29 protein-coding genes are annotated in these 23,587 nt (G+C 46.8%); 13 read left to right on the top strand and 16 right to left on the bottom strand.

Annotated elements, in window-relative coordinates; translation table 11 throughout:
• Position 1: 1 nt before the first annotated feature.
• The 4 genes from EYB58_RS08880 to EYB58_RS23150 all read right to left on the bottom strand — a co-directional run bounded on the left by EYB58_RS08880 (position 2) and on the right by EYB58_RS23150 (position 2,871).
• Positions 2-1,045, bottom strand: coding sequence for an enoyl-CoA hydratase/isomerase family protein (locus EYB58_RS08880; protein WP_163354453.1), 1,044 nt, complete (start codon positions 1,043-1,045; stop codon positions 2-4).
• Positions 1,046-1,302: 257 nt separating this feature from the next.
• Positions 1,303-1,635 carry a hypothetical protein gene (locus EYB58_RS08875; RefSeq protein ID WP_111952720.1) on the bottom strand — a complete coding sequence of 111 codons (333 nt, stop codon included), beginning with the start codon at positions 1,633-1,635 and terminating at the stop codon, positions 1,303-1,305.
• A gap of 169 nt (positions 1,636-1,804) precedes the next feature.
• The gene (locus EYB58_RS08870) at positions 1,805-2,608 is read right to left on the bottom strand and encodes a PRC-barrel domain-containing protein (RefSeq protein WP_111952718.1); all 804 of its coding nucleotides are present in this window, start codon (positions 2,606-2,608) and stop codon (positions 1,805-1,807) included.
• Between the two features lie 8 nt (positions 2,609-2,616).
• Positions 2,617-2,871, bottom strand: a complete 255-nt coding sequence (locus tag EYB58_RS23150) for a hypothetical protein (RefSeq protein ID WP_163354451.1) — start codon at positions 2,869-2,871, stop codon at positions 2,617-2,619.
• A 448-nt stretch (positions 2,872-3,319) separates the two neighbouring features.
• Between EYB58_RS23150 and EYB58_RS24710 the strand changes: the two genes are divergently transcribed.
• The gene (locus tag EYB58_RS24710) at positions 3,320-3,373 is read left to right on the top strand and encodes a hypothetical protein (RefSeq protein ID WP_163354455.1); all 54 of its coding nucleotides are present in this window, start codon (positions 3,320-3,322) and stop codon (positions 3,371-3,373) included.
• Positions 3,374-3,407: 34 nt separating this feature from the next.
• Positions 3,408-3,914 (top strand): YehS family protein, encoded by a 507-nt coding sequence (locus EYB58_RS08860; RefSeq protein ID WP_111952716.1) that lies wholly within the window; start codon positions 3,408-3,410, stop codon positions 3,912-3,914.
• Between the two features lie 5 nt (positions 3,915-3,919).
• On the opposite strand, the gene EYB58_RS08855 is transcribed toward EYB58_RS08860, so the two are convergent.
• The gene (locus tag EYB58_RS08855) at positions 3,920-4,372 is read right to left on the bottom strand and encodes a hypothetical protein (RefSeq protein ID WP_111952714.1); all 453 of its coding nucleotides are present in this window, start codon (positions 4,370-4,372) and stop codon (positions 3,920-3,922) included.
• Positions 4,373-4,640: 268 nt separating this feature from the next.
• Between EYB58_RS08855 and EYB58_RS08850 the strand changes: the two genes are divergently transcribed.
• Positions 4,641-5,123, top strand: a complete 483-nt coding sequence (locus EYB58_RS08850) for a ribonuclease HI (protein ID WP_111952712.1) — start codon at positions 4,641-4,643, stop codon at positions 5,121-5,123.
• A 354-nt stretch (positions 5,124-5,477) separates the two neighbouring features.
• Here the strand turns inward: EYB58_RS08850 and EYB58_RS08845 are convergent, their stop codons facing one another.
• Positions 5,478-6,866 carry a sigma-54-dependent transcriptional regulator gene (locus EYB58_RS08845; protein WP_111952710.1) on the bottom strand — a complete coding sequence of 463 codons (1,389 nt, stop codon included), beginning with the start codon at positions 6,864-6,866 and terminating at the stop codon, positions 5,478-5,480.
• 457 nt (positions 6,867-7,323) lie between these two features.
• On the opposite strand from EYB58_RS08845, the gene EYB58_RS08840 reads away from it, so the two are divergent.
• Positions 7,324-7,725 carry a TraR/DksA family transcriptional regulator gene (locus EYB58_RS08840; protein WP_111952708.1) on the top strand — a complete coding sequence of 134 codons (402 nt, stop codon included), beginning with the start codon at positions 7,324-7,326 and terminating at the stop codon, positions 7,723-7,725.
• A 165-nt stretch (positions 7,726-7,890) separates the two neighbouring features.
• Here the strand turns inward: EYB58_RS08840 and EYB58_RS23140 are convergent, their stop codons facing one another.
• The 9 genes from EYB58_RS23140 to EYB58_RS08805 all read right to left on the bottom strand — a co-directional run bounded on the left by EYB58_RS23140 (position 7,891) and on the right by EYB58_RS08805 (position 12,459).
• The gene (locus EYB58_RS23140; protein ID WP_165477758.1) at positions 7,891-8,034 is read right to left on the bottom strand and encodes a hypothetical protein; all 144 of its coding nucleotides are present in this window, start codon (positions 8,032-8,034) and stop codon (positions 7,891-7,893) included.
• Positions 8,035-8,586: 552 nt separating this feature from the next.
• Positions 8,587-9,672 (bottom strand): endonuclease/exonuclease/phosphatase family protein, encoded by a 1,086-nt coding sequence (locus tag EYB58_RS08835; RefSeq protein ID WP_111952706.1) that lies wholly within the window; start codon positions 9,670-9,672, stop codon positions 8,587-8,589.
• A 176-nt stretch (positions 9,673-9,848) separates the two neighbouring features.
• A complete protein-coding gene (locus EYB58_RS08830) occupies positions 9,849-10,079 on the bottom strand; it encodes a hypothetical protein (RefSeq protein WP_111952704.1) in 231 nt (76 codons plus the stop codon).
• 110 nt (positions 10,080-10,189) lie between these two features.
• Complete coding sequence (locus EYB58_RS24425) at positions 10,190-10,315, bottom strand: virulence RhuM family protein (RefSeq protein ID WP_146617231.1); 126 nt, start codon at positions 10,313-10,315, stop codon at positions 10,190-10,192.
• Between the two features lie 2 nt (positions 10,316-10,317).
• On the bottom strand, positions 10,318-10,548 hold the full coding sequence (locus tag EYB58_RS08825) for a hypothetical protein (protein ID WP_111952702.1): 231 nt from the start codon (positions 10,546-10,548) through the stop codon (positions 10,318-10,320).
• A 47-nt stretch (positions 10,549-10,595) separates the two neighbouring features.
• A complete protein-coding gene (locus tag EYB58_RS08820; RefSeq protein ID WP_131072037.1) occupies positions 10,596-10,928 on the bottom strand; it encodes a hypothetical protein in 333 nt (110 codons plus the stop codon).
• Positions 10,929-11,075: 147 nt separating this feature from the next.
• Entirely contained in the window at positions 11,076-11,294 is a 219-nt protein-coding gene (locus EYB58_RS08815) for a type II toxin-antitoxin system Phd/YefM family antitoxin (RefSeq protein ID WP_111952698.1), read from the bottom strand.
• A 1-nt stretch (position 11,295) separates the two neighbouring features.
• Positions 11,296-11,688 (bottom strand): type II toxin-antitoxin system VapC family toxin, encoded by a 393-nt coding sequence (locus EYB58_RS08810; RefSeq protein WP_111952696.1) that lies wholly within the window; start codon positions 11,686-11,688, stop codon positions 11,296-11,298.
• Between the two features lie 414 nt (positions 11,689-12,102).
• Positions 12,103-12,459, bottom strand: a complete 357-nt coding sequence (locus EYB58_RS08805) for a hypothetical protein (protein ID WP_111952694.1) — start codon at positions 12,457-12,459, stop codon at positions 12,103-12,105.
• Between the two features lie 222 nt (positions 12,460-12,681).
• On the opposite strand from EYB58_RS08805, the gene EYB58_RS08800 reads away from it, so the two are divergent.
• The 9 genes from EYB58_RS08800 to EYB58_RS08765 all read left to right on the top strand — a co-directional run bounded on the left by EYB58_RS08800 (position 12,682) and on the right by EYB58_RS08765 (position 22,957).
• Positions 12,682-14,412: a sensor histidine kinase gene (locus EYB58_RS08800; protein ID WP_111952692.1), complete on the top strand. Its 1,731-nt coding sequence runs from the start codon at positions 12,682-12,684 to the stop codon at positions 14,410-14,412.
• Between the two features lie 14 nt (positions 14,413-14,426).
• Positions 14,427-14,879: a response regulator gene (locus EYB58_RS08795; protein WP_111952690.1), complete on the top strand. Its 453-nt coding sequence runs from the start codon at positions 14,427-14,429 to the stop codon at positions 14,877-14,879.
• A gap of 23 nt (positions 14,880-14,902) precedes the next feature.
• Entirely contained in the window at positions 14,903-16,753 is a 1,851-nt protein-coding gene (locus EYB58_RS08790; RefSeq protein ID WP_111952688.1) for an SLC13 family permease, read from the top strand.
• A gap of 29 nt (positions 16,754-16,782) precedes the next feature.
• Positions 16,783-16,920 carry a hypothetical protein gene (locus EYB58_RS23130; RefSeq protein WP_165477757.1) on the top strand — a complete coding sequence of 46 codons (138 nt, stop codon included), beginning with the start codon at positions 16,783-16,785 and terminating at the stop codon, positions 16,918-16,920.
• Between the two features lie 70 nt (positions 16,921-16,990).
• Positions 16,991-17,524, top strand: coding sequence for a YIP1 family protein (locus tag EYB58_RS08785; RefSeq protein ID WP_111952686.1), 534 nt, complete (start codon positions 16,991-16,993; stop codon positions 17,522-17,524).
• Positions 17,525-17,552: 28 nt separating this feature from the next.
• On the top strand, positions 17,553-18,473 hold the full coding sequence (locus tag EYB58_RS08780) for a response regulator (RefSeq protein ID WP_111952684.1): 921 nt from the start codon (positions 17,553-17,555) through the stop codon (positions 18,471-18,473).
• Entirely contained in the window at positions 18,473-19,441 is a 969-nt protein-coding gene (locus EYB58_RS08775; RefSeq protein WP_111952682.1) for a universal stress protein, read from the top strand. The genes EYB58_RS08780 and EYB58_RS08775 overlap by 1 nt, the downstream gene beginning before the upstream one ends.
• 59 nt (positions 19,442-19,500) lie before the next feature.
• Positions 19,501-20,433, top strand: a complete 933-nt coding sequence (locus tag EYB58_RS08770; RefSeq protein ID WP_111952680.1) for a universal stress protein — start codon at positions 19,501-19,503, stop codon at positions 20,431-20,433.
• Positions 20,434-20,476: 43 nt separating this feature from the next.
• Positions 20,477-22,957 (top strand): bifunctional acetate--CoA ligase family protein/GNAT family N-acetyltransferase, encoded by a 2,481-nt coding sequence (locus tag EYB58_RS08765; RefSeq protein WP_111952678.1) that lies wholly within the window; start codon positions 20,477-20,479, stop codon positions 22,955-22,957.
• Positions 22,958-23,057: 100 nt separating this feature from the next.
• Here EYB58_RS08765 and EYB58_RS08760 read toward each other — a convergent pair whose 3' ends face one another.
• Positions 23,058-23,444 (bottom strand): PEP-CTERM sorting domain-containing protein, encoded by a 387-nt coding sequence (locus tag EYB58_RS08760; RefSeq protein ID WP_111952676.1) that lies wholly within the window; start codon positions 23,442-23,444, stop codon positions 23,058-23,060.
• Between the last annotated feature and the right edge of the window lie 143 nt (positions 23,445-23,587).

Raw genomic sequence — 23,587 nt, 5'->3', positions numbered from 1 at the left:
TTTAAAGAAAACCCGGCAGGCTTGTCTCATCAATTGTGCCCGGCTGCCACACCGGGTTTTTATCTTTATCCACAAGCTGTGCCCGTACGCCTTCGGCATAGTCCGGATGGGTTATCATAAACCGTACGGCTTTTAAATCCTTACGGTACACATCTTCCATTGCTCTTTTTTCATTACTGCGCAGCAGGCTGAGTGTCAGTGCAAGCGATGTTGGAGATTTTTCAGAAAGCTTTGTTAACGAGGCTTGACTCAGCTCCTTATGCTGACTGCATTCAGACAACAGGGACAGGATCTCATTTACGGAACGTTTACCGGCAAAACATGTGCGTACCCATTCATCCATTTCAAGGTTGGAAATGTATTTATTGTCTCTTAACGACTTAAACGCTGAGGATAATACCTGAACAGCCTTTGATCTATCATCAGGAAGTTTTTCCGACAGCTGTTCAAGATCTTTGATAAATTCAAGCCGCATATCATCTATCACCATATGGGAAGCCAGGCCAAGACGCCGGCATTCCGGACCTTTAAGCCGATATCCTGTAAGCCCTATAAATTCAGGATATCCTGCAGGGCATTTGCTGAACAGCCACCCTGTTGCCCCGACATCAGGAAAAAAACCGATGCGGGTTTCAGGCATGGCCATAACGGTTTTTTCAGTTGAAACAACCATATCGGCCCCGGCCGCAAGCCCTAATCCACCGCCCATGGTGATACCGTGGGCAAGCACAATGACGGGTTTGGGGAACTTGAAGATGCGAAGGTCCAAATCATACTCCTCCCTGAAAAAGACCATTCCCCTGTCCGGGTCACCCTGTTTTACTGCATTATAGATAGCCTCTACATCTCCACCCGCACAAAATCCTTTGTCGCCTGTTCCGTTAATTAAAACAAGACGGACCGATGGTGATGATTCAGCCTCATCCAGGCATTCCTGTATCAGGCGTATCATTTCAACATCCAGGCTGTTGATAACATTGGGTCGGTTAAGTGTAATGCTCAACATTTGACTGTTCCGGCTGGTTATAACGCGTTGGCTTTCCATTAATCCTGAATCCTTCCTTATATCAGCCATGGGTTGACCTGGTCTATCGACACCCAGGCTCATCCCACAACGAAACATGAAAATAATTCGGTAACTTATTGAAACTTTCATATAAACAGCCATGGGCTGACTTGGTCTATCAATACCGAGGTTCAACCCACAACAAAGCATGAAAGTAATTCAGTAACTTATTGGAACTTTCATATAAAAAATGACAGCCGGGATGAACGTCTCCCGGCTGTCGTATCATCTATATTCTATGAACATTTCTCTGAATCATCATCCTGATTTTTATCGTAAGTATGCGCCTCAGACGTGTCTATGGACATCTTGTCCATGGTATGCTGCCGTTCTTCTTCTCTTTCTTTGACAACGTCTTCGCATTGTTTTTTATCTGTCATCTCACTCACCTCCTTTGTGGATGTATCGGTTACTATGCCCCCCGCCCTGCCGTCGTCACAAGGTTCTCCTGGGGGTTCGTTGGGCCTGGCATGCTCGGCGGATTCGGGCGCCATGGTACAATTGTCAAGATCCGCCGAATCTTCCTGTAATTTTATCTTGTCTTGATGGGACTTTTTGTCTTTTTTCATAAATTCACCTCTTTGTTGTTAAGCCTTTTATGAGAAAGTATGTGTAACCCACAAGAATCTCTCAACTTTTATTGTGGGCAGAACCACAGTAAAAACCCTGGTGAGCCCGTGGCGGTTATTAAGGCAGATCTGTTTGGAAAATATCGCGGAGCATCGTTACTGAACCCTGTCAGACAAACGGATTGGCAATATGCTGCTGGGTGGTTTTATCAATACTAACCTCAAAGGGTCTGCCGTAATAATCGTAAATCTGTGCCTCATATTCGATGGTAATCGGTTTTTTCGAATCAAATTCCGGCCCGTTTTCGATGTCGGCTTTGTTCAGGTTTATTTCAAATTCAGTGTTCGCCCAGCTGACGGATTTTGCCCATTTCAAAGGCAGCAACACCTTTTTGCCACCGGGCAGCCAATTCCGGGTATCAACGACGACATATCTCAGTGCCCAGGTTTTCTCATCCATGATGAACTCTTCTACATGACCGATGTTGCCGTCATTGGCCTTGATATAATAACCGGTCACCTCTTTGAGTGATCTTAGATGATTTTCGCCCTCTTCATCAGATTCCTCTTGTTGAGAATGGGGGATCATCTTAGAAATTTCCCGGTCCATCTCTTCGGGATAGGCTGTGCCCCCCCACAAACCTGAATCGACCCAATAGTAGGGAATTCTATAATACTGGGAGATTTTGCGTTCATGTGCTCGGGACACCGTCTCATCTTCCGACGGACTCGGGCATTTCTCGATCTGTTCTTTTGTTATATTCAAATAAATATGCCGGGTTTTCCAATCTTGTTTGGTGATCGACATGGGGGATATCAGCACTTTTTGTCCAATCAGCCATCCGCCGGTATCGGCCAGCATATGACGAATTGTCCACCATCGGTCATCAAATAAGAAATCTTTGCAGCTACCGACAATTTGGTCCAATGCACTCAGTTTGTATCCTATTAATTCATTGGCACTTCTTAACATGGGTCACCTCATACAATTTTTTTATGTATTAAATTCCTGCCCTTGACCGGCACTTTTTTATCAGGCGGGGCCTTCATCGGCGGCATATCCGGTGGCGGGTCCTTCCTGGGCGGTTTTTCCGGCAACGTTGGATCCGGTGGCGGTTCACGGTGAGGCGGGGTTTCCATGGGAGGGTGGTCCGGAACCGGTCTTTCCGGTAAAGGGCCCTGACTTTTTGCCGGCGTTCGTTTTGTTGTGAAATACCCAGACAAGCGTGCCATCATATGCCTCCTTTCGCTTGGTCATATAGGCTTGAACCTATATAAATTTAAACATATCTGCATTGATAAATAAATAGGGTTTCCCCTGTAATTATTTGTAAATAACTGCCGGACGGCAGGGGCAGGCTACATGGAAAACGGCATCAGTTTGCAGTAAATCATGTACGAAGATTATTTCATTAAAGAAGCCAGCCAGCCCTCATTTAATTCATCCCGATCGCACGCTAAATTATCCGGCATCGGTCATTGAAACGATACAATCGGACAAATCCGTCTCTCACCATATCCTTCACCACATCCTTGAAGCAGTTGCCAAATAGAAAAAGACCGCAAAACGGGATATAAAATTTTATCCCCCTGGAACCTTAAACTCATCATGTATCAAGAACGTAATTTGTATGATATGATACCGGGATAACTTTCTCAGTGAGGAATCCGCAAGCGTTTTTCCATGAGCAAAAAAGAATTCAAAAGGGCTGTGGGCAATCTGTATAAAAAAGATTGATAGAATTAAACAACAATGGAATTGGTCTATTAAAATGAATAAAAATGCTGTTCTACGCAGGATTCGATATATTTTTAATTTCAGTGATTCAGAGATGATCTCTATTTTTGAACAAGCCGGACATGAGGTGTCCCGGGACCAGGTCAGTGACTGGCTGAAAAAAGATGATGACCCCGCCTGTAAAAATTGCACGGATACAGAGCTGGCTGTCTTTTTGAATGGATTGATCAATCATAAACGGGGAAAAAAAGAAGGCGCGCAACCTGTGCCTGAACAGGCATTAGATAATAACGCGATTTTAAAGAAACTGAAGATTGCCTTAAACTTCAAAACAGAGGATATGATAAGGGTTTTAGCCCTGGCGGGTTTGCAAATCAGCAAACATGAATTAAGCGCCTTTTTTCGAAAACCCGGGCATAAACATTACAGAGAATGCAAAAACCAGATGTTGCGTAATTTTTTAAAAGGGCTTCAGCTTGAATTAAGGCCCGGCACAGAGAATGAGCCTGTAACCCCCTGGGGCAACTTGCCATTGCCATAAGATCGTTATAACAGCGTATCCGTTATTTCCTTTATCCGAATGGATATATCCCTGACATTTGTTGTTCTGTTGTCTATCCACCATTTGGCGTCTGTTTCTGTTTGCCACTCCTGGAAAAATAGTAGAAAAGCTTTGTCTGACAATGTTTTTGCATCTTCGTCTTCATGGCTCAGGGTTGAATTCAAATAATTGGCCTTATTTATCAATTCAGCCCTTATTTTTTCAGCCCAGGCAATCCTCTTCTGCGTGCCGGTTAGCGGGGGGAAACCTAAGCCGGCATTGGCTTTTGAAAACATTTCTGTTTTTTTATCAAGGTATTCTCTTTTACATGAATCGCAGTACCAGTCTTTGTTGTCCACAAGCCAGAGGCATTTGTCGTGACTGTCATACATCTGGACAATGAACTTATTAAAACACGATTTGCACCGGACTTCATAATCAAAATTTTGTTCTGACATTATTTTTTGTACCTCGTATATCCGACAGGCTCCGATAGACGCTACGCCAACTTGTTAAGCCTGTCATTAAAAATGGTCCCGGGACATTAGCCGATTTTAATTTAAATATCAAGCCTTTATACAACCCAACACGATGTTTTAGCTCTTGACAGTGTTTGCTTGTATCCTGAAATTCAGCCTGATACGCTTGTATCATGGAGTAAGCGGAAAGGCTTGATCCAAGTTTCAAATTAACTGTAGAGACAATTGATGTGAAGAGATTAATTTAATGACAATCCTATGGCTATTCACCGATGGCAGTGTGAATCCCAAATCAAACGTCGGATATGGGGCATACCTTGCTGTGTTGGGGGAGGTGCCCTATTCAGAATCCTTTAAAGCAGATGTTAAGGTAAAAGAATTTGAACACACCAGCTCAACCAAACTGGAGATCCAGACCCTGATCTGGGCATTGAGTTCAATTCAAAAACCTGTCGGCAAACTTATTGTGTATACCGATTCCCAAAACATTGTCGGGCTTAAGGCAAGGCGTAGGCGACTTGATATAAATGATTATTTATCAAAGAAGAATAAGCCCATTAAAAACAGTGTGCTGTATCAAAAATTTTTCTATTTAATAGAGCAACTGGACTGTGAATTCAAAAAAGTTAAAGGCCACAAGCCATCCCGGTTGAAAGATGAAGCAGATTGTTTTTTTACATTGGTAGACAAAGCATCAAGAAAAGCCTTGAGAAATCATTTTTCAGGTTAACGCAGTTATGCGGCTGTAAAGCAAAGCTTCAGCCGTACCATAGGACCGCAGATTAAATAAGTTGGGCAGAAATAACGCCGAATTTTGGTTTATCTACAAGGCGCATTAAAGGTTGAATAGCAGGCCTATTGAACCTTTGATGCAACGAAGTAGATGGGCCAAAAGGCAAGCTATTTCGTTCAAGTTATTTAATCTGCGGTCCATATAACAGCCATGGGCTGGCCTGGTCTATCAACACCCAGGCTCAATCCACAACAAAGCATGAAAGTAATTGAGTAACTTATCGGAATTTTCATATAAAAACCAGACACTGAATGTCTTTAAAGCGATGGCTCTTTATGCTTTATTCAGACATCAGGCGTCTTTTTTGGGTTTGAATTGCTTTTTATCCAGCCCGTGCCGGGTCAGTAGGCGATTTAGTTGCCGGGCGGTAATGCCGGCTTTTTGTGCCGTATCGTTTATCCGGCCGTGTGTCTGCGCCAGCAGGCAGGTCAGGTAGGAAAATTCACAGGCATTGACCGCATGCTGGCGTGCCTGGGCCAGGGTCAGATCGGTGCCGGGTGCCGGTATGCCCTGCGCAACTGCCATCTGGGTTTCGATGGGTAAATTACCGGATGCAATCACAGGGGAGGTTTCGAGGATATAGGCACGTTCAAGGATATTTTCAAGTTCCCGGATATTGCCGGGCCATTCATAGTGGCCGAATCCTTCTATAACCGACGGATGAACCGTTTGAATATTCTTCCCATACTTGACATTCAGTTTTTTCAAAAAGATATCCACCAAATATTCCATGTCTTCCAGTCGTTCTTTGAGAGGTGGAATTTCAATGGGAAACACGTTGAGGCGGTAAAACAGGTCTTTTCGATATGTCCCTTTTCTGACAGCGTCTTCCAGGTCTAAATTGGTGGCTGCGATGATCCGTACATTGGCCTTGAGAAGGGAATCTCCTCCGATCCGGCTAAAGGTGCCGTCCTGAAGGACCTGGAGCAGCTTAATCTGGGCAGATGGGGATATGGTGCCGACTTCATCCAGAAAAATGGTGCCACCGTCTGCCATTTCAAACCGACCTGGCCGTTTCCGTTCCGCACCGGTAAAGGCGCCTTTTTCATGGCCGAACAACTCGCTTTCGATAAGGGTGTCCGGGATGGCGCCGCAATGGATGGAGATAAACGGCTTTTCAGATCGCTGGCTGTGCCAATGAATCAGCCGGGCCAGTGTGCCTTTGCCCGTACCGGTTTCACCCAGCAGCAGAACAGTGGCGATGGTAGGGGCAACAGACCGGACATTCTCGAAAATTTTTTTCATGCTCGTATTTTTAGACCGGATGATGTCCATCCATTCGATTTTCCAGAACCGATCCCGCAGGTACTCCAGTTCAAAATCCTTGGAGCGGGTCCGGTTTAATGAGGGAATCAGCAGATGAATATCCCTTTCACAGAACGGAGAGAGCAAGTATCCCACAGCCCCGGCTTTCACCGCCTCAAGGGCTTTCCGGGTGTTGGACCGTATGCACAGTACAATGAACTGAACAAACGGATTGACCGAACTGAAGGCCTGCATGCCCGGATGGGCTGCCAGCAGTTCAATGTCGGCCATGATGAGATCAAACGGCGACTGGGTATGCAGTGTCAGCGCCGTATTGAGATCAAAGGCCCGACGGATGCTGCCGGCATCGGACAAAGTATTTGAAATCAAGCGATACTCATCTTCCGAATTAGTCAACACCAGCATATCTTTCATCTAAAACCTCGAAAAGGATTTGTGCCACTCTGCTGTAAAATAGATGGAACGGGCAAAGTGTATTTTTTTAACAGCAACCCGGTTTTCTGTCAACATAGCCCAAGCATAATCAGTACATGTCTGTGGTTATTTTCTTTGCTTTGGCATTTTTATTGCTAATCACCGGATATCTGGCGGATCTGTTTTTCAACGGGTCTTATCAGAGGGAAGTCGGCGTCTGAAAAAGGAATCCGGGCCTCCCCACGCAAATTAAGGACCGCAGATTAAATAACTTGAACGAAATAGCTTGTCTTTTGGCCCATCTACTTCGTTGCATCAAATGTCCAATAGGCCGGCTATTCAACCTTTAATGCGCCTTGTAGATGAACCAAAATTCGGCGTTATTTCCGCCCAACTTATTTAATCTGCGGTCCTAAACATATGAAAAATTTACCATATTTTTTGATAAGGAGATCCGATGAGCGTGAACAATCAAGACTGTTGCCGTGAAGTGCCGCATATGACACCCCAGAACCTGGCCTATTTTGAAAAACTACTGAATGATATACTGGATGACCTGCTGCGTCAGGCCGGCTGTGCGGTATCGGAATTAAGCCGGGGGGAATCCAGAGAAACGGAAGTCATTGATGCGACAATGGTTCACATAAACCAGAGCGTTAATCTCAGGCTCCATACCCGGAAGAGCCAATTGATTAAAAAAATCAAGGCGGCTCTCAAGCGGATTGAAGACGGTACCTATGGATATTGTGACATTTGCGAGGAACCAATTTCCCTCAAGCGGCTTGCCGCAAGGCCTGTAACATCCAAATGTCGTGACTGCAAAGAAGCGGAAGAACGGCTGGAGGCGCTGGTGTCCTGAACAGGACTGATGGCCGGCACTATGAGATAATATTTTTACGGGGGAGGCAATAGCATATTTCTCAACACCAACCCACTGTCTTTAAGGTGGGATGCTATCTGTCTCCCCCATCCCTTCATAAGGGACGTACCCTGTTTCTCTAAATTAATGACACCCTCCTTGATTTTAAGCCTCTGTCTTTTTAAACTTTTGGAGAACATCTCCCTCTGTTTGTTTATCCTTTTTCTTTTTACGCTTTTCTTTCAGGGTCAATTTCCCGATTTTATGGCTCTCGTGCTTATTTTTATTTTTTTTCCCTTTTTCAACCATAATGCCTCCTTGATTAACCGTGTCGATCCGCTTTTAGAAACTACATAGCCAAAACCATGCCGGATGATAAAATTTTGGCAATTTATATTTAGAATCTCGATGGGATAGATGATTTGAAAACTGCGCCCGAGCAACCTTTTAACGACAGGACGCTTATGGAATTATAATCGGACATTAGATGTCCTGATTTTCCACAACCAGCATAAAGCACTCTATTTTCCGACACGATCCCTGATCATTACCTGTCAAGCACCCATCGAACACGACGCTTCATTCCTTACTTCGATCGTTTGTTTCTATGTGCTTGTATTCAAGTCGGTCCGCGACACAGTCAAAAGTCCGCCCAGATCGAAATCAACCACATCTCAAACCAGTGGAACGTCCTTTTGTGAACTTTTCCCATCAAGAAAAGCTTTGAAAAATTATTAAATAAGAAGACCCTCAATGAATACAAGAATTCCGGGAGATTCTATTTTATGGGGAAGGGCAAGCCGTTGTGTCGTTTCTATATTATGATAAATCTTATTTTTCAAGACCCCATTTCTACCCACCCTACCTGGCTTTCGGGTTGGGTACATCCTCCGCACTCACGTCCTGTTCTTCCGCGATAGATAAAGCCCACGATTTATCATCGGCTTCAGCCATCAACCCCTCCTGATCTTTACCCCGCGCTGGGCTGTATGACAACTCTGTCAGTAGTGCAAAATGATCTGAACCAAAGTAAGGCAAACGTTTAATCGAAGTCACGGTGAAATGATAGCTGTGAAACAGGTGATCCAACGGCCAACGGACAAATGGGTATTTGGCATGAAACGTATTGAATATTCCCCGTCCCACCCGCGGGTCCAGTAATCCGCTAAGCTTACGAAACAAGCGTGTAGTTGCTGACCAGGCTACATCATTGAGGTCTCCTGTTACGACAACAGGCTGGTCACTGTCCCTCACGCTCCGGGCAACAATCACCAGTTCCGCATCCCGTTCCGCAGATTCGGAATTCTCTGTGGGGCTGGGGGGAGCAGGATGAAGAAAATGCATACGTACGGGATCGCCCGAGCGCAACTTGACTTGGGCGTGCATTGAAGGAATATCGTCCTCAACAAGGTATGATATTTCCGTGTCCTCAAGCGGCAAGCGAGAGTAGACATGCATACCGTAGAGATTATCCAAAGGACATTTCATGCTGTAGGGCATGTCAGCTTTTAGCGTATCGAGATGACGTTCCCACCACTGATCAGACTCCAACGTCACGAGTACATCCGGCGCGTATTGGTTGACCAGCTTCAAAAAAGCATCGGCTTGCCTGTTGGGTGTCAATACGTTGGCCGTGAGAATGCTGAATTTGCGATTGGGGAGAGGTTTTTTTGTCGTTTTAACTTCTGATCGCCAGAAAACCGTGTACGGCATAACCCACCGCAGCTGCCAGGCCAAGCACACCAGTGAAATGCCAATGAGAGCCCAAGTCTGGATTTTTGCAAGATCAAGCGATATGACTTGTATCAGGATTAATAATGATGCAGCGGCAGCCAGTTGCATGCGTGGAAAATCCATTCCCCTTACGAGCCAATGAGGATGGCGCCATAAAGGTAATAGCGTAGCCGCAAGCAACATGACCGTAGCAATAACAATCGGTATCTTCATGGCTTACCCCGTTTTAATCGTTCTATATTATCCGATGTGGTATTCAGTCATACACTTCCGTAACGCCGCAATCATTTGACTCTCTACCTGACGCAAAGAGAATCGATTCATTCGGTTCATTTTTGGTCAAAATTTTTAAAAAATTTAAAGTTTATAGTAAAGCCTCCAGGACTTTTTTACGCCGTAATTTCATTTAATTTTGAATATATTTTTTTCATCATTAATTCTTTTACCAGATTACCAAAGAATTGATCCTCAATAGGCAGCTTCTTCATTTTCTTTATTTTTTTGTCAATATTGCTTGGGTTGGCATCTGCAACATATTTCAGTTTTTTTACCTCCCACCCCTCAGGAATCTCACCAATCCATTCAACTCCGCTGTTCTTATATTTGTCATAGTGCTCCATTATTTGTCTTTCTCAATTTCCTGTTCCAGCGGTTTCAATTCTTCCAGATCCTGCTGGTCCGCCTGTATGGCTTCATAGGTTTTACGTTTGATATCGAACGATTGATAACTCTACCTCACTTTCTCTTTCATGGCAGCGTTGCTGACATTCCCTTTGCCCGTAAGCAGGGGTTTCTCATTGAATCCAAGAATTTTATCCACATTATCGTACCAGAATTTCTGTTGATTATCATCCATGATCAATCCTCCAAAACCGTCTTTTCCAATTCCAGCGTGGTCTTCTCCAATGCCAGGATATCCGCCTTTATCTCAGACAACGGATGCAATAGTTTAAACTCATAGATGTCCCTTATTTTGACGAAGTCAGCACCGCGATTCGCGGCGGCGGAGCCGCCGTGAACATTGAGCTGAGGGGCCGGGCGTTTTAACCCGGAGCCCCAGATAAAAGTTTTCAGTTTCCTAAACCACATACTTCCGAAAAGGTGCGCATTCCGCCCGGTCCCACTCCAGCGACGGGTTATGCTTCACAATCAAAATAATTCCTGCTTATTTCAGATAAACTCTCGCAGGAGCAACACTCAATCATAAATTTTGAAAAGAAAAACTCGAAATGCTTTTGATCACCCAAAGTCTTACCTTCGGTGTCACAGATCTGATCCCACCAATGACAAAGATATATGTTTCTTTCATTCGTAGGGTGAATCAACATTTCTCTTTTTTTACCGTCAATATCTCTACTAACCTTAAGTCGTTCGACACCCAACTTTTCAGTAGTGCTGTGAATTGCATCGCTGACACCATAATGATCAGCTATGCGATTAAATGAATTTAGCAATGTTTCATTGTTCATAGTTCTATATCTGCAAAAGAAGCATAACGGGGAGCTGAGGAGCCAGGCTTTTAAACACCAAAACTCCGATAGAAAGGAAAATCTTCCTGAACCAGGAACCTCTGAAAAGGCCGCGCAGTAAGCCTGGTCCCGCTCCAGCGTTTTGTTCTATCTTTCTCTACCCTCGCGAACGATATCCACTATTTCTTTTGATGTAATGTTTGCTTTGATAGACGGCACATCTAAGGGAGACGTGACAATTTTTTCAGGCATAAGAGCAAACGTTCTGCCGTCTTTTCTTCGGATTAAAACTTTGCCCGTATTTTCAGCTTGTTCGAGAACTACGGCAAGTTTTTGGCGTGCTTCGGAATAAGTATATACTTGCATTTTAAACCTCTATTGTTTTTATGTTTAAGCTTTTAGCGGCCAAAATCAACTTACGGTCTAATGTTAACAAGGGTGCTTTTTGTTTTATCGCGCAATCCATAAAATAAGCATCATATGCATACATATTGGTTTGTTTTGATATGGCAACAGAATTAAAAAAATCCGGCTTGATATACCTCAAAGGAATACTTTCAAATATTGACAAACCATTTTGAGCTTCTTCCAAGGTAATCCTTTGGCGTTTAAACATTGCTGAAAAGGCATTGCCTATTTCCCAGGGGATAGAACCAGGCCCAATCAATGTTTGGCCCTTTGTCAATTCAATAACTTTATCTCTTTTTGGTTCGCCTACAATCACTGCTATTAATGCTGATATATCAATTACAACATCCATTGATTGACCTTTTTTATTTATAATATGGACAATTGTACAACAGTAACAATGAGGTGTCAATTTTTGGAATAGAAAAAAAACGTTAAGTTGAGCGGCCAAGCCTGGGTCGTAAAATTGTCCGGCTGTTAATCTGGCCGCTCCAACTTTTTGGTTACATTAACCGGGTCGAAGACTCGGTGTTGTTTTCTTGGGTAAAAGTAGAGGAACATGTTTTCCATAGCATGGATTTGGCTGTCATAATTTTAAAATTTGACTGGAAGATTTGAGTATTCATCCGGATTCACCCTTTTGATTTATCCGCCTGGTTTAAAATTGGATCAAAAAACCTGCTGGCCGCTGTCAATTGTCGATAAGAACCCCTGATAAGTCCCTGACTATTTTTGATATCTGCAATTCTCTTCAAAGTAAAGCCTTTTATGGTTCACTTGCTGTAGGCGGAACTTGTTTGGTTTCTGTGTTTGGAAAGTCTTCTTTTACCACCACATTGCCATGGCCGTCCAGCACCAGGATCGTGATCATATTTTCCTTGCCGCAAACCGGGCATTGAGGTGGCTGTTCTTTCTGCGGTTCAGCATCATGGGGATTCCGGTCATTCAAGGCCTGGCGTATTGCTGCTATATGCCGTCCGCCCTGCCCGTTGGCCAGAAATCCGTAATACCTGATCCGATGAAAGTGCTTGGGCAGGACATCAATATCAATACAATTGGCAGAAACCGGAAAAGAGATGGCCGAAGTCAGGCCGATGTCGCCTTTGTCCACGCACAAGGCCATGCATGCCAAATTTCATATGTCAGCCTTTTTTACAGGTTGAAAAGCGCATCGACAAATTTAAGTTTACAATTTCGCCGGGGCAATGACGATTAAACAATTATTAGCTTTAATTTCAATATATTAAATTTTAATCATGCCTATTTTTTTATCCGGCACCATAGTTGCTCTATAAAATTCCAGACAAGAGAATCTTCTTTTCAACTAGAAACAAAGGGGCAAAGCTTGAGCAAATTAAAACAAAACAGACAATGGCTGAAAAGAGCAATTTTTCTTAATATGACTTTTTTCCCCATGATCCCTTTTATTCTTGTTTTGGGGATCAGCTTCTATTTTTTTTCGTCAACCCTGGAGAAATCCACCCAGGCCAGCCTTGAAAGAATCCTGACAGACCACCGCAAGATGATTGAATCCTTCCTGCTTGAAAGAAAATCCGATCTTGAACTGATCACCCGGGCATATACATTTGAAGACATCATGGCCGAAGGCGCCATCAGCACGATCTGCCAGAGTCTTCAGAAACGGTCGCCGGCCTTTGTTGACCTGGGGCTGTTTGACGAAACCGGTAAACACTTAAAATATTCCGGGTCCTTTGCCCTGGCAGGAAAAAGCTACACCCAAGAACCCTGGTTCCAGAAAACCATGCTCGGGGGATTTTATATCAGTGATATTTTTCTGGGATACCGCAATCTCCCCCATTTTGTCGTGGCCGTACGCAGGACTGAAAACAACCAAACCTGGGTGCTGCGTGCCACCATTGACACCGTGTTCTTTGACTCCATGGTATCCGGGGTGCGTATCGGCAAAACAGGCGAAGCCTACATTTTAAACAACGAGGGGGTCGCCCAGTCCGCCAGGCGTTCCGGGGATATCGCCCTTCTTGATAAAGATCCGGCCTTTGGGTGGATGAATAAGCAGTTTTCCGCCAACCGAAAAACCTTCCAATTATCACCCAAGGGACAACCGTTTTTATATGCGGTATCTAAACTGGCCAATCAATCCTGGTATCTGGTGGTACGCCAGGAAAAACACGATGCCTACAGGGCGCTTTACTCTGCCGTCCTGATCTGTGTGGTCATTGCCATTTTAGGACTAACAGCCCTGGTGGTCCTGGCCTATTTCACCTCCGAGACCATCTGCCGGCGTATGGACCGTCTGGACGAAGAAAAGGAGCAGCTGGGCAGCCAACTGATCCGAGCCGTGCAACTGGCAGAAATCGGGGAAATGGCCGCCGGCTTTGCCCACGAAATTAATAATCCGTTACAGATCATAAAAAGTGAATACGCGCTGATCAAAATTCTTATGGAAGAACTGTACCCGGGCAAAGACAGCAAAGACAAAGCTCCCGATCCCCAGACCTTCAATGATATCCAGGAAAGCGTGGACCAGATCAATAAACAGGTGGGGCGTTGCCATGAGATCACCTCAGCCATCTTAAAATTCGGCAGGAAAAAAGAGGTCAAACACACCATCCTGGATCCGGGCAAAGTCATTCCCGAAATCCTCAAGCTTGTTGAAAACTCCGCCCATACGAGCGGTGTGGAGATCACCACCCGGATTGATGAAGATACACCAAGTTTCATGGGCGATCCCGGCCGGTTCCAGCAGGTCATGCTCAACCTGGTCAATAATGCCATACATGCCGTTACCAGCCAGCACGGCGCCAAGGGCGGCGCAATTGAGATAAGTGCAGCTCAAACCCGGGATGATGAAGGCCGGGCCATGGTTGACATTCAGGTTAAAGACAATGGGTGCGGAATAGCACCTGAGCATATGGATAAAATTTTTTCACCCTTTTTCACCACAAAAGCCGTTGGCAGGGGAACGGGCCTGGGGCTTTCGGTATGTTTCGGCATCATCGAAAGTTTTGGCGGCACCATGTCCGTGGACAGCCGTCCCGGAGAAGGCACCGTGTTTTCCATTCAGCTTGCGGCACATGAGAATCAATCGTCTTAAAGGAGGACAACCTAATGGAGAAGATGAAACTGTTACTGGTCGATGATGAAACCCGCTATCTTGAGACCACCAAAAAACTCATTGAAAGAAAGGGCTATGAGGTGTGGACAGCCCCAAGCGGAGAAAAGGCGCTTCAAACCATGGCTGCCCACAACATCCATGTGGTGGTCCTGGATGTGAAGATGCCCGGGATGGACGGCAATGAGACCCTTAAACAAATCAAGGAGCTGTACCCCTTAACGGAAGTGATCATGCTCACCGGTCATGCCACGGTGGACTCAGCCATAGACGGCCTGAAATCAGGTGCCTGGGATTATCTGATGAAACCTGCAGATATTGAGGAGATCATTGAAAAAGCTGAGCTGGCGTTTCAGAAACGTATGAACCAGGAAGAGAAAATCCGCTCTGCCCAGGCCAAACAGTATCTGAAATCCCCCCGGGAAATTCTGAAAGATGGGCTCGAATAATACGATAACAAGGAGTTAATTAAATGAAACCAGAAAAAAAGAAAGTCACCGGGTATGACAAATATATAGACTGGAAAATTTTTTCCATTCCCGTTGCCCTTTTGCTGATACTTTTATTTATTCCCACACCAAACGGAATGAAAGATGTCGGCATGGAGTACCAGATCGGTACCCAAAAGGTTAACAATTTTATCAGCCAGCAGCTGTTCCAAAAAGACAGCTCAGATTCTGATCAGTGGCAGGTTCTCACCACACAGATCATGGAACAGAATATGCAGATCGGCGCCCTGAGCAAAGACCGGTTCCTCAAACGGGATGCAAAATGGTGTAAAAAGTACAACATCCCAACAGACAAAGCGAATTTTGAACGAGCCACAACATACATCAAAGAACAGGTACCGGAAGAAACCTATCTAACGACCATGAAAGCTGCCATGGAACTTCGCAAAGATGGTTTGAAATACGAGAACCTGAACGATTCCGATAAAAAGGCGGCGGACAAAGGCGCCTGGCATATTAAAGTATCAGTAGCCATGGGCGCGTTCGTTGTTCTTTGTTTCCTGACCGAGTGTATCCCCCTGCCGGCAGTGTCATTCTGTATCGGTCTGATCGTGGTCTCGACCGGTGTTATTTCATACTCGGATGTGGCCATGCTTTATTGGTCCGACGCCTGCTGGTTTATCATGGGATCGCTGATGTTTGCGGCCGCCTTTGTAAAAACCGGTGTTGACAAGCGCGTCTGCCTGATGATGTTCAAACGCCTGGCCGTGCCCAACACCAAATGGATCACCCTGATCTTCTTTCTGATCATTGCACCGCTGGCCGCTTTTATTTCCGACCACGCCCTGGCTGCGATGTTCCTGCCCATCGGTATGCTGCTCTACCAGAACAGCCTGACCGATGAGGTTCCCGAAGACATGGAGCTTGCCAAACTGTTGATGATCTCCATTGCCATGGCATGTAACATCGGTGGTCCGGGCGCACCTTCCGGCGGTGCCAGAAACGTTATCATGATGACCTATCTCTCCGATATGTTCGGTGTGGATATCGGATATTTCCAGTGGGTCACCTACTGTTTCCCCTTCCTTATTGCCATGATCCCCGTATCCTGGTTCATTGTTAACATGAGGTTCCGGCCCAAAATAGTCGATCTTACCCCTGCCATGAATCATCTGCAAAGAGAGATCGGCAAAATGGGCAGCTGGAACAGCAAACAGATTTGGGCACTGATCATCTTCATTGTCATGGTGTTTGGCTGGTTTACTGAAAAGGCATTCTTCCAGCTGGGCATCTATCCCGTGCGTATGGGCATCGGCACCATCGCCGTGGCCGGCGCGATGGCCTATATCATAGCCGGCGTCGTCAACTGGCGAGACTATCAGGAAAAGGTGGACTGGGGCGTGGTATGGCTGTATGCTGGTGCCATGATCTTTGGCCGGGTTCTGGACAAAACAGGCGCTGCCTACTGGCTGGCCCGAACGGTTATTGAAGTCCTGGCACCCTTCGGCATGGATTCAGGCATACCGCTGATGGCTGTCTCCAACGGCCTGACCGCTATCCTGACCAACCTCATGGCTGACGGCCCTGCGGCAGCATCCGTAGGCCCCATTACCCTGAACATGGCCGGCATGGTTCATCCCGGCAGTACCTATCTGCCCTTTATGGCCATGGCCACCGCCATTTCATCTTCCTTTGCATACTGCCTGATCATCGGCACGCCACCCAACGCCATTGTATATGCCAGCGGCTACCTGGAACCCAAAGATTACCTGAGAGCTGGTCTTCCCCTGTTCTTTGCGGCCAACGTCGTACTACTGCTGCTTACCGGCGTTTACTGGACCTTTAGGGGATTCGGCACCATGCCTGGATTCTGATAGACTAGACGATTTGTAAGGAGGATAAAATGACACAGATGTCACCAAAGACTGAACCGAAAACAACCAAAAGCAGAATGTATTTCTCAAAAGAGACAGAACGGTGGGTGCTTTTTTACATGACGCTGATTATGCTTGCCGCAGGGGTTATCAGCAAGCTACTTTAAACGAAGATTTATTAAGGACAGCCCAGTGAAGAGCCTTTCAGAATATGCCTTTTCGCCTAAGGAGGATGAAATGAATAAACCAGGGACACTTTCGGCATTGAAATTTTACAGCCAGGGGGTGATCCGGCTGCTCATCGAACCGGTCCTGTTTTTTACAGACCTGCCTGGGGTCCATACCACGGGTAGAGCCCTGGGGTTTACAGCCCTGTGTGCCGGGTTTTATGCCGGTGCAGGACTGCTTACCGGCCCTGGCCCCCAATCCCCGGTGGTCATGGCATTGATCTATTTTATCAATGCGGCAGGCATGGTGCTCATCAGTTCCATCACGGGCTTTTGCACCATGGTGATGATCAGCGGCAAAAAGCAGGGCTTTTCCCTGGTGTTCGGCCTTTACGCCTATGCGTCGGGGATAACCATGCTCATCTCATGGCTTCCCTTCATGCTCTGGTTCACGGAGCCGTGGAAATACTGGTTGGTTTATACAGGATTTCGACAAAGCTGCAATCTATCCAAAACCCGGGCAATTACAGTCCTTTTGATATCTGTGCCTGTCCAATGGTGCCTGATTTATTCGGCCATAACAGCAGTCTCCGGCCGTGTGTAAAACATATTTTAAATAGGAGCAATATAAAATGAAACAACCCATAAAGGTCTTAATGGTTGATGATGAAAAACGGTTCAGGGAAACGACACGCAAAATTCTGGAGCGTAATGGTTTTCAAACCATTCTTGCGGAGAACGGCACCGAAGCCTTGAAATGTCTGGACCAGTCGCCGGATGTGGCCATTCTGGACATCCGCATGCCCGGCATGGACGGGCACGAGGTCCTTGAAAAAATAATTAAATTAAAACCTGATTTGCCCGTAATTATGCTCACGGGCCACGGAGATAAGGATTCGGCAGAACAGTCCCTGGTACTAGGTGCTTTTGACTACCTGTCAAAGCCTTGTGACATTGACCTTTTGTCAGATAAGATCCGGGAAGCCTGCCGGAGTAAACAACAGACGGGGAAAGTGGAAGAGGACCCAGTGGGTTTAGCGATGATCCCATTAAGTGCGTATACCACCATTGCCGAGGATGCCACCATTGCCGAATCCATCCAGGAACTTAAAGCCTCCTTTGTAACGCTTCCGACATCGGACCTGATCATGGAAACCGGACACCGGTCTATACTGGTCATGGACAAAAATAAGCAGATCCAAGGCATTCTCACCATCCGTGACCTTTTAGAACGGATTCTGCCGGGCTACCTGACCTCAACTAAGCCGGCCACGGCAGATTCCATCCAATACTCCCCCATGTTCTGGCAGGGGATGTTCACAAGCGCCGTAAAACAGATCGGCTCCTTGACCATCAGTGAACTTATGTCCCCGATACCCATATCCATTGATGCGGAATCCACTCTGATGGAAGCGGCCTGGATCATGGTGGACCAAAATCAGCGCCGTCTGATTGTCACCGAGAACGGCAAACCCACAGGGGTGATCAGAGAGCAGGACTTATTTTTTCAAATGGGAAAACACCTGATCCCCCCAAGAATAAGGAGTAATTGATGACTGACATGAAAACCATTATGGCCTGCATTGACCTGTCCGATTATTCACCCATGACCCTGGGTTATACCCTAAATATGGCAGAACAGGGGGATCTCAATGTCACCATTTGTTCCGTTGTTCCCCTAAGTGAGGCCACCCCGGTGTTCATGACAGGGACAATATACCACTGCAGGGAAGATACAACGGAATATTTGGACGAACTCAAAAAGAACCGGAAAGCCCAAATTAATGAACTGATCAAGGAACGATTCCCGCAGTTTGTCAACAAAACGGACATCCGCATTTCAATAGGACCGCCGGCAGATGAAATTCTTAGCATGGTTGAAAAGATAGGCCCGGACCTTATTGTCATGGCAAATAAAGGTCGCTCCAACCTGTCCAATTTCATGTTCGGCAGTTCTGCTGAATATGTGTTCCGTTACTGCACAACCCCGTTGCTCAGTGTAAGGGACAAACATATTTTCAAACGCACGGACTCAGGTAAGGCTATCCCTGAAGCCGAAAAAATCCGCACCGTTATGGCGGCTGTGGATTTTTCTCCCTGGTCCCCGGCGGTCCTGGCCAAAGCTGGGTGGCTGGCTAAAATCAGTGGGGCAAAACTGCATGCATTCAACTGCATCAGCACCAAGGAGATTTCCTGGGTAAAGTCCCACTATATTCCTGAAAATACGTTTGCTATAGAACAATTTTTGCCACAGGAAAAACAGCGACGGCATGATCTTCTGGTCGAGCAGATAAAGGCGGCCGGGCTTAACAGCATTGATGGGCTCAATATTTCCATTGATTCGGGTGTACCTTACGAACAGATTCTTTCGGCCTCACAGGAGATTGGCGCAGATATTCTGGTGCTGGGCCCCAGAGGGCGCAGCCGTTCGGCCAGATTCACCCTGGGCAGCACCATAGAAAAAATCTTTCGTCACAGCCCGGTGCCTGTGCTTCGCTTAGGCCCGGAGATCATCCATTAAAAAAATAATCCCGGGTCCGGACCTAATGAACCGGCCCGGGATTTTCCAAAGGAGATCCCATGTCAACCGAAAAAAAAATATTAGTCACCCTTGACGGCTCAAAACGTTCGAAAAGGACCGTTGACTATCTATGCAGCTTCAAACCGTTTAGGGACACAAAAGTAACCTTATTTAATATAACAACCCCCGTGCCTGAAGCTTATTATGACCTGACCCGGGATTCCTTCAGCAATATTTCCGTATCCCAGATAAAGGCCTGGGAAATGGGACAAAAAACAATAATGACCGAATTTCTCAAAGAGGCACGCCAAAAAATGATCGCTGCCGGCTATAAGCCGGACAATATCGGAATGAAGCTTGTCAGCCGGTCAAAGGGGGTTGCCCGGGGCGTTCTGGACGAGATCAAAAACAATGAATACCACAGCCTTGTCATACGCAGAAGGGGAAATGCAAATTCCATGCTCGGCGTAACCATGGGTGGTGTAGCTGCCAAACTGGTGGAAAAAGCAAGCTCTATTCCATTGATCATTGCCGGAACCCATGAAATCAAGCATTACCTGTGCATCGCGGTTGACGGTTCACCAGGATCCAAGCACGCTATCCAGTACACAGCCGATATGATGGCAAAAACAATCTGCCGTATTCTTCTTTGCGCGATCATGCGCACCACAGTGACAGATTCAGTGCCTGAAGGAAAGGACCCCTTTGTAGACATGTCTCTTCAAGCCAAACGTACACTTGATGAAGCCCTGGCAGAGGCAAAGCAAATCCTGACCCAGGCAGGAATACCGGAAGACCGGATCGAAACCCGTCTTATCCAGGGTGCCCAGAGCCGGGCAGGCGCTCTTCTGGACAAGGCCAGGGCTGCAAAATGCGACACCATTGTCATGGGCCGCAAGGGGGTATCGGACGTTGAAAATTTTGATCTGGGACGAATCCCCAGAAAAATCATTTACGCGTCCAGAAAATTCACGATCTGGTTGATTCCATGACCGCCGCTTAGTGATTGAGCAATAGGTTAAAAAGGAGAGAAAAGTGGGCACACAAAATTTATCCAGAATATTCAATCCCGGGTCCATTGCCGTGATCGGTGCCGGTGACGGACAGCATCGGGTGGGTCATACCCTGATACGCAACCTCATTGAGGGTGAATTCAAGGGCGCTGTCTATCCTGTCAATCCGGATCATGCCCAAATTGTGAATATGCCTGCTTCAAAAAATATCCTTGATATTCAGGGTATTGTGGACCTGGCTGTGGTGGTTGCCCCCATCGACCAAGTTCCCCAGATCATTGAATCGTGCGCCGGTAAAGGGGTCGCAGGAGCCGTGGTCATCAGTGGCGGGGGACGGGAAACGGGTGATCAGGGTTCCCGGATCGAACAGCAGATCAAGGCCGCTGCCGGGCAAAGCGGCATGCGCATCATCGGCCCAAACTGCATCGGCATTGCCCATCCACCGTTGAACCTGAATGCATCCCATATGCCGGGCACGCCGGCCAAGGGACGCGTTGCCTTCTTGTCCCAGTCCGGATCTGTGTGCACGTCGGTCATGAAGCTGGCTGAAAAAGAAAATATAGGGTTCAGCCATATCGTCGGTTTAGGATCCATGTTGGACGTTGATTTTGCGGACATGATTGATTATTTAGGCCAGCAGCGGGAGGTGGACAGCATCATCATGTACATGGAAAACATGACCCGAATCCGAAATTTTATGAGCGCAGCCCGGGCAGTCTCCCGGATCAGGCCGATTATCTGCCTGAAATCCGGCCGGTCGGAAGCAGGTGCCCGGGCCGCTTCTTTTCATACAGGCGCACTGGCCGGAGAAGATGCGGTCTATGACATTGCCTTTGAACGGGCAGGCATCCTGCGGGTGGACACGTTTGAACAATTGTTTGACTTTACCCGGATTCTGGCAAGACAGCAGCGCCCCACAGGCAGACGATTGGCCATTGTCACCAATGCCGGCGGTCCGGGTGTCATGGCGGTGGACGCCCTTTCATCCTTTGGTCTTGAACCTGCCGTGCTAAGCGTTCAAACCATTGAAGAGCTGGGGACCTCCCTTAAAAAAACATGGAGCAACACCAATCCCGTGGATGTGCAGGCAAATGCCTCCTGTGCCCAGATTGCCCGGGCCGTTACCATTGCAGCCCAGGCACCGGAGGTGGACGGCATCCTCATGATCCATTCTCCCGTGGATCACTTTGCCCCGGCTGACCTTGCCCAAATCCTGGCAAGCCAGGTCTCTTACCTGCCCTGCCCTGTGTTTACGGTCTGGCTGGGCGGCGCAAGCATGGACAAAGCCCGGCAAATTCTCAATGAAAAAGAGGTGCTGACCTATGACACCCCGGAAAAAGCGGTCAGAGCATTTGCAGGCTTGTACAGGCACAACCACAATATTGACATGCTCAACGAAATACCGATCAGACGAAACATCAAGTTAAAAATCAACCACGAGCGGGCCGGATCAATTATTGAATCCCATCTGAAAAACGACAAATTTATGTTAAATGAAACTGATGTTCAAACGGTTCTGGACGCCTACGGCATACCCGTAAGCCGGGCAGAACCAGCCGGAAATAGACCACCTGCACCGGACTATGAACTTTATATCGGTGCCAAACTTGATGCCCAGTTTGGTCCGGTCATTAAATTCGGCATGGGTGGTGCGATGTCTGAAATTCTTCAGGACATCGCACTGACCCTGCCGCCGTTAAATTCAGCCCTGGCTGCCCGAACCATCCAAGCAACAAAGATAGCCAAGGCCTTAAAAGGTCACGGTCAATTCAAAGCCGTGGACCAAAGTTCTGTGGAAACTCTTTTAATACGCTTAAGCCGACTGGTCACCGATTTTCCCCAGATCTGCGAACTGGAAATCAATCCTGTGGCGGTCACTGATGGACAACTGATGGGGTTTAACGCCAGCATCCACCTGGCCCCACCCCCGGCAGTTGCGCCTGATCACCTTGTTATAAGCCCATACCCGGCCTGGCAGGAACAACTGTATACCACCCAGGAGAGTGAGCAAGTGCTGATCCGTCCGATTAAGCCCGAAGATGCAGACCCCGTGATGGACTTTTTTGAAAACCTGTCGAAGCAGACCATATATTTACGTTTTTTTACACCTCTCAAACAATTGTCCAAACGCATGCTGATCCAGCTGACCCAGATTGACTATGACCGGGAAATTGCCCTGGTGGCTTGGTTTCCGGCCCACAACGGAAAAAAGATTATCGGCACCGCCAGAATCATATTCACCGCCAACGGCACGGAGGGCGAGTTTGCCATTATGCTGGCCGATTCCTGGCAGGGCAAGGGGATCGGAGCGGCGCTTTTAAAGTCCTGCCTGGTGTTTTCCAAACGATACGGCCTGAAACGTGTCTTTGGTGTGGTCCTGCGTGAAAACAGACAGATGCTTCGCCTTGCCGACAAACTGGGATTTAAAAAAGTCGGAACGCCTGCCTCAGGTGAAATTGAAATCATTATTGACATCGAAAAGCTGGATCTTTACACGCTGTAAACGTACATTTGTAATGTGAAAAGAAAACCCCCCGCTTGACAAAACAAGCAGAAGGTTTGGAAATTACAATAAAATTTTGAGTGATACAATCAAAATTTTATTAAGCATTCTTACGCCGACATCTGTGGGCAAGTCCCATAAGACTCAGGCCGAACAGGAGTGTAGCCGGTTCCGGAACGACGGAGGTGGGTCCTGCTACATCATAGTCATAAACCACAGTCAGGCTTGCACCGGCCATAGTTTCGATGTCAGTAGAAAAATTCCCGCCGCCACCTGAAATTGAGGTCAAAATGGCTGTGTTGAAATCATACCCGAAATCACCCGAACCAACAAATTGGTTTAAATCGGTGGGAGTCAAGGCTCCACTGTTGGTTATGGCAACCGGACCAAAGGATGTTGTTGCACCGAAATCTAAATTAACGTCTTTCTCCCCGATTAAAGTAAAGGGATTAAAAACATTGAAAGTCTCATCAAGTCCTGAATCCAAACCTTGAAGAGAACCGCTGTATGCTTCGCCACGCGTGCTGACCGTAGCAAAAACCTTTTGTCATGACGACACTGAACCATCCCTCCTATAAACACATATAGGCTTATGTCGCGTTTTGGGGGGGCTTACTTGATCATCACTCA

Origin of the sequence: Desulfobacter hydrogenophilus, from assembly GCF_004319545.1 — a bacterium.
In the GTDB taxonomy this organism is placed as follows: Bacteria; Desulfobacterota; Desulfobacteria; order Desulfobacterales; family Desulfobacteraceae; genus Desulfobacter; species Desulfobacter hydrogenophilus.
The sequence above is the reverse complement of the archived record's forward strand: the minus strand, read 5'-3'. Positions and strand labels throughout refer to the sequence as shown.

Bases quoted from the DNA above. Each gene is read 5' to 3' on its own strand.
- EYB58_RS23140 (WP_165477758.1), bottom strand. From the start codon at position 8,034: ATGGTTGAAAAAGGGAAAAAAAATAAAAATAAGCACGAGAGCCATAAA.
- EYB58_RS08830 (WP_111952704.1), bottom strand. From the start codon at position 10,079: ATGGAGCACTATGACAAATATAAGAACAGCGGAGTTGAATGGATTGGT.
- EYB58_RS23150 (WP_163354451.1), bottom strand. From the start codon at position 2,871: ATGATGGCACGCTTGTCTGGGTATTTCACAACAAAACGAACGCCGGCA.
- EYB58_RS08785 (WP_111952686.1), top strand. From the start codon at position 16,991: ATGAATAAACCAGGGACACTTTCGGCATTGAAATTTTACAGCCAGGGG.
- EYB58_RS08845 (WP_111952710.1), bottom strand. From the start codon at position 6,866: ATGAAAGATATGCTGGTGTTGACTAATTCGGAAGATGAGTATCGCTTG.
- EYB58_RS08860 (WP_111952716.1), top strand. From the start codon at position 3,408: ATGAATAAAAATGCTGTTCTACGCAGGATTCGATATATTTTTAATTTC.
- EYB58_RS08875 (WP_111952720.1), bottom strand. From the start codon at position 1,635: ATGAAAAAAGACAAAAAGTCCCATCAAGACAAGATAAAATTACAGGAA.
- EYB58_RS08880 (WP_163354453.1), bottom strand. From the start codon at position 1,045: ATGGAAAGCCAACGCGTTATAACCAGCCGGAACAGTCAAATGTTGAGC.
- EYB58_RS08810 (WP_111952696.1), bottom strand. From the start codon at position 11,688: ATGGATGTTGTAATTGATATATCAGCATTAATAGCAGTGATTGTAGGC.
- EYB58_RS08850 (WP_111952712.1), top strand. From the start codon at position 4,641: ATGACAATCCTATGGCTATTCACCGATGGCAGTGTGAATCCCAAATCA.
- EYB58_RS08870 (WP_111952718.1), bottom strand. From the start codon at position 2,608: ATGTTAAGAAGTGCCAATGAATTAATAGGATACAAACTGAGTGCATTG.
- EYB58_RS08820 (WP_131072037.1), bottom strand. From the start codon at position 10,928: ATGAACAATGAAACATTGCTAAATTCATTTAATCGCATAGCTGATCAT.
- EYB58_RS08805 (WP_111952694.1), bottom strand. From the start codon at position 12,459: ATGGCCTTGTGCGTGGACAAAGGCGACATCGGCCTGACTTCGGCCATC.
- EYB58_RS08855 (WP_111952714.1), bottom strand. From the start codon at position 4,372: ATGTCAGAACAAAATTTTGATTATGAAGTCCGGTGCAAATCGTGTTTT.
- EYB58_RS08780 (WP_111952684.1), top strand. From the start codon at position 17,553: ATGAAACAACCCATAAAGGTCTTAATGGTTGATGATGAAAAACGGTTC.
- EYB58_RS08815 (WP_111952698.1), bottom strand. From the start codon at position 11,294: ATGCAAGTATATACTTATTCCGAAGCACGCCAAAAACTTGCCGTAGTT.
- EYB58_RS23130 (WP_165477757.1), top strand. From the start codon at position 16,783: ATGACACAGATGTCACCAAAGACTGAACCGAAAACAACCAAAAGCAGA.
- EYB58_RS08770 (WP_111952680.1), top strand. From the start codon at position 19,501: ATGTCAACCGAAAAAAAAATATTAGTCACCCTTGACGGCTCAAAACGT.
- EYB58_RS24425 (WP_146617231.1), bottom strand. From the start codon at position 10,315: ATGGATGATAATCAACAGAAATTCTGGTACGATAATGTGGATAAAATT.
- EYB58_RS08790 (WP_111952688.1), top strand. From the start codon at position 14,903: ATGAAACCAGAAAAAAAGAAAGTCACCGGGTATGACAAATATATAGAC.
- EYB58_RS08795 (WP_111952690.1), top strand. From the start codon at position 14,427: ATGGAGAAGATGAAACTGTTACTGGTCGATGATGAAACCCGCTATCTT.
- EYB58_RS08835 (WP_111952706.1), bottom strand. From the start codon at position 9,672: ATGAAGATACCGATTGTTATTGCTACGGTCATGTTGCTTGCGGCTACG.
- EYB58_RS08825 (WP_111952702.1), bottom strand. From the start codon at position 10,548: ATGTGGTTTAGGAAACTGAAAACTTTTATCTGGGGCTCCGGGTTAAAA.
- EYB58_RS08775 (WP_111952682.1), top strand. From the start codon at position 18,473: ATGACTGACATGAAAACCATTATGGCCTGCATTGACCTGTCCGATTAT.
- EYB58_RS08840 (WP_111952708.1), top strand. From the start codon at position 7,324: ATGAGCGTGAACAATCAAGACTGTTGCCGTGAAGTGCCGCATATGACA.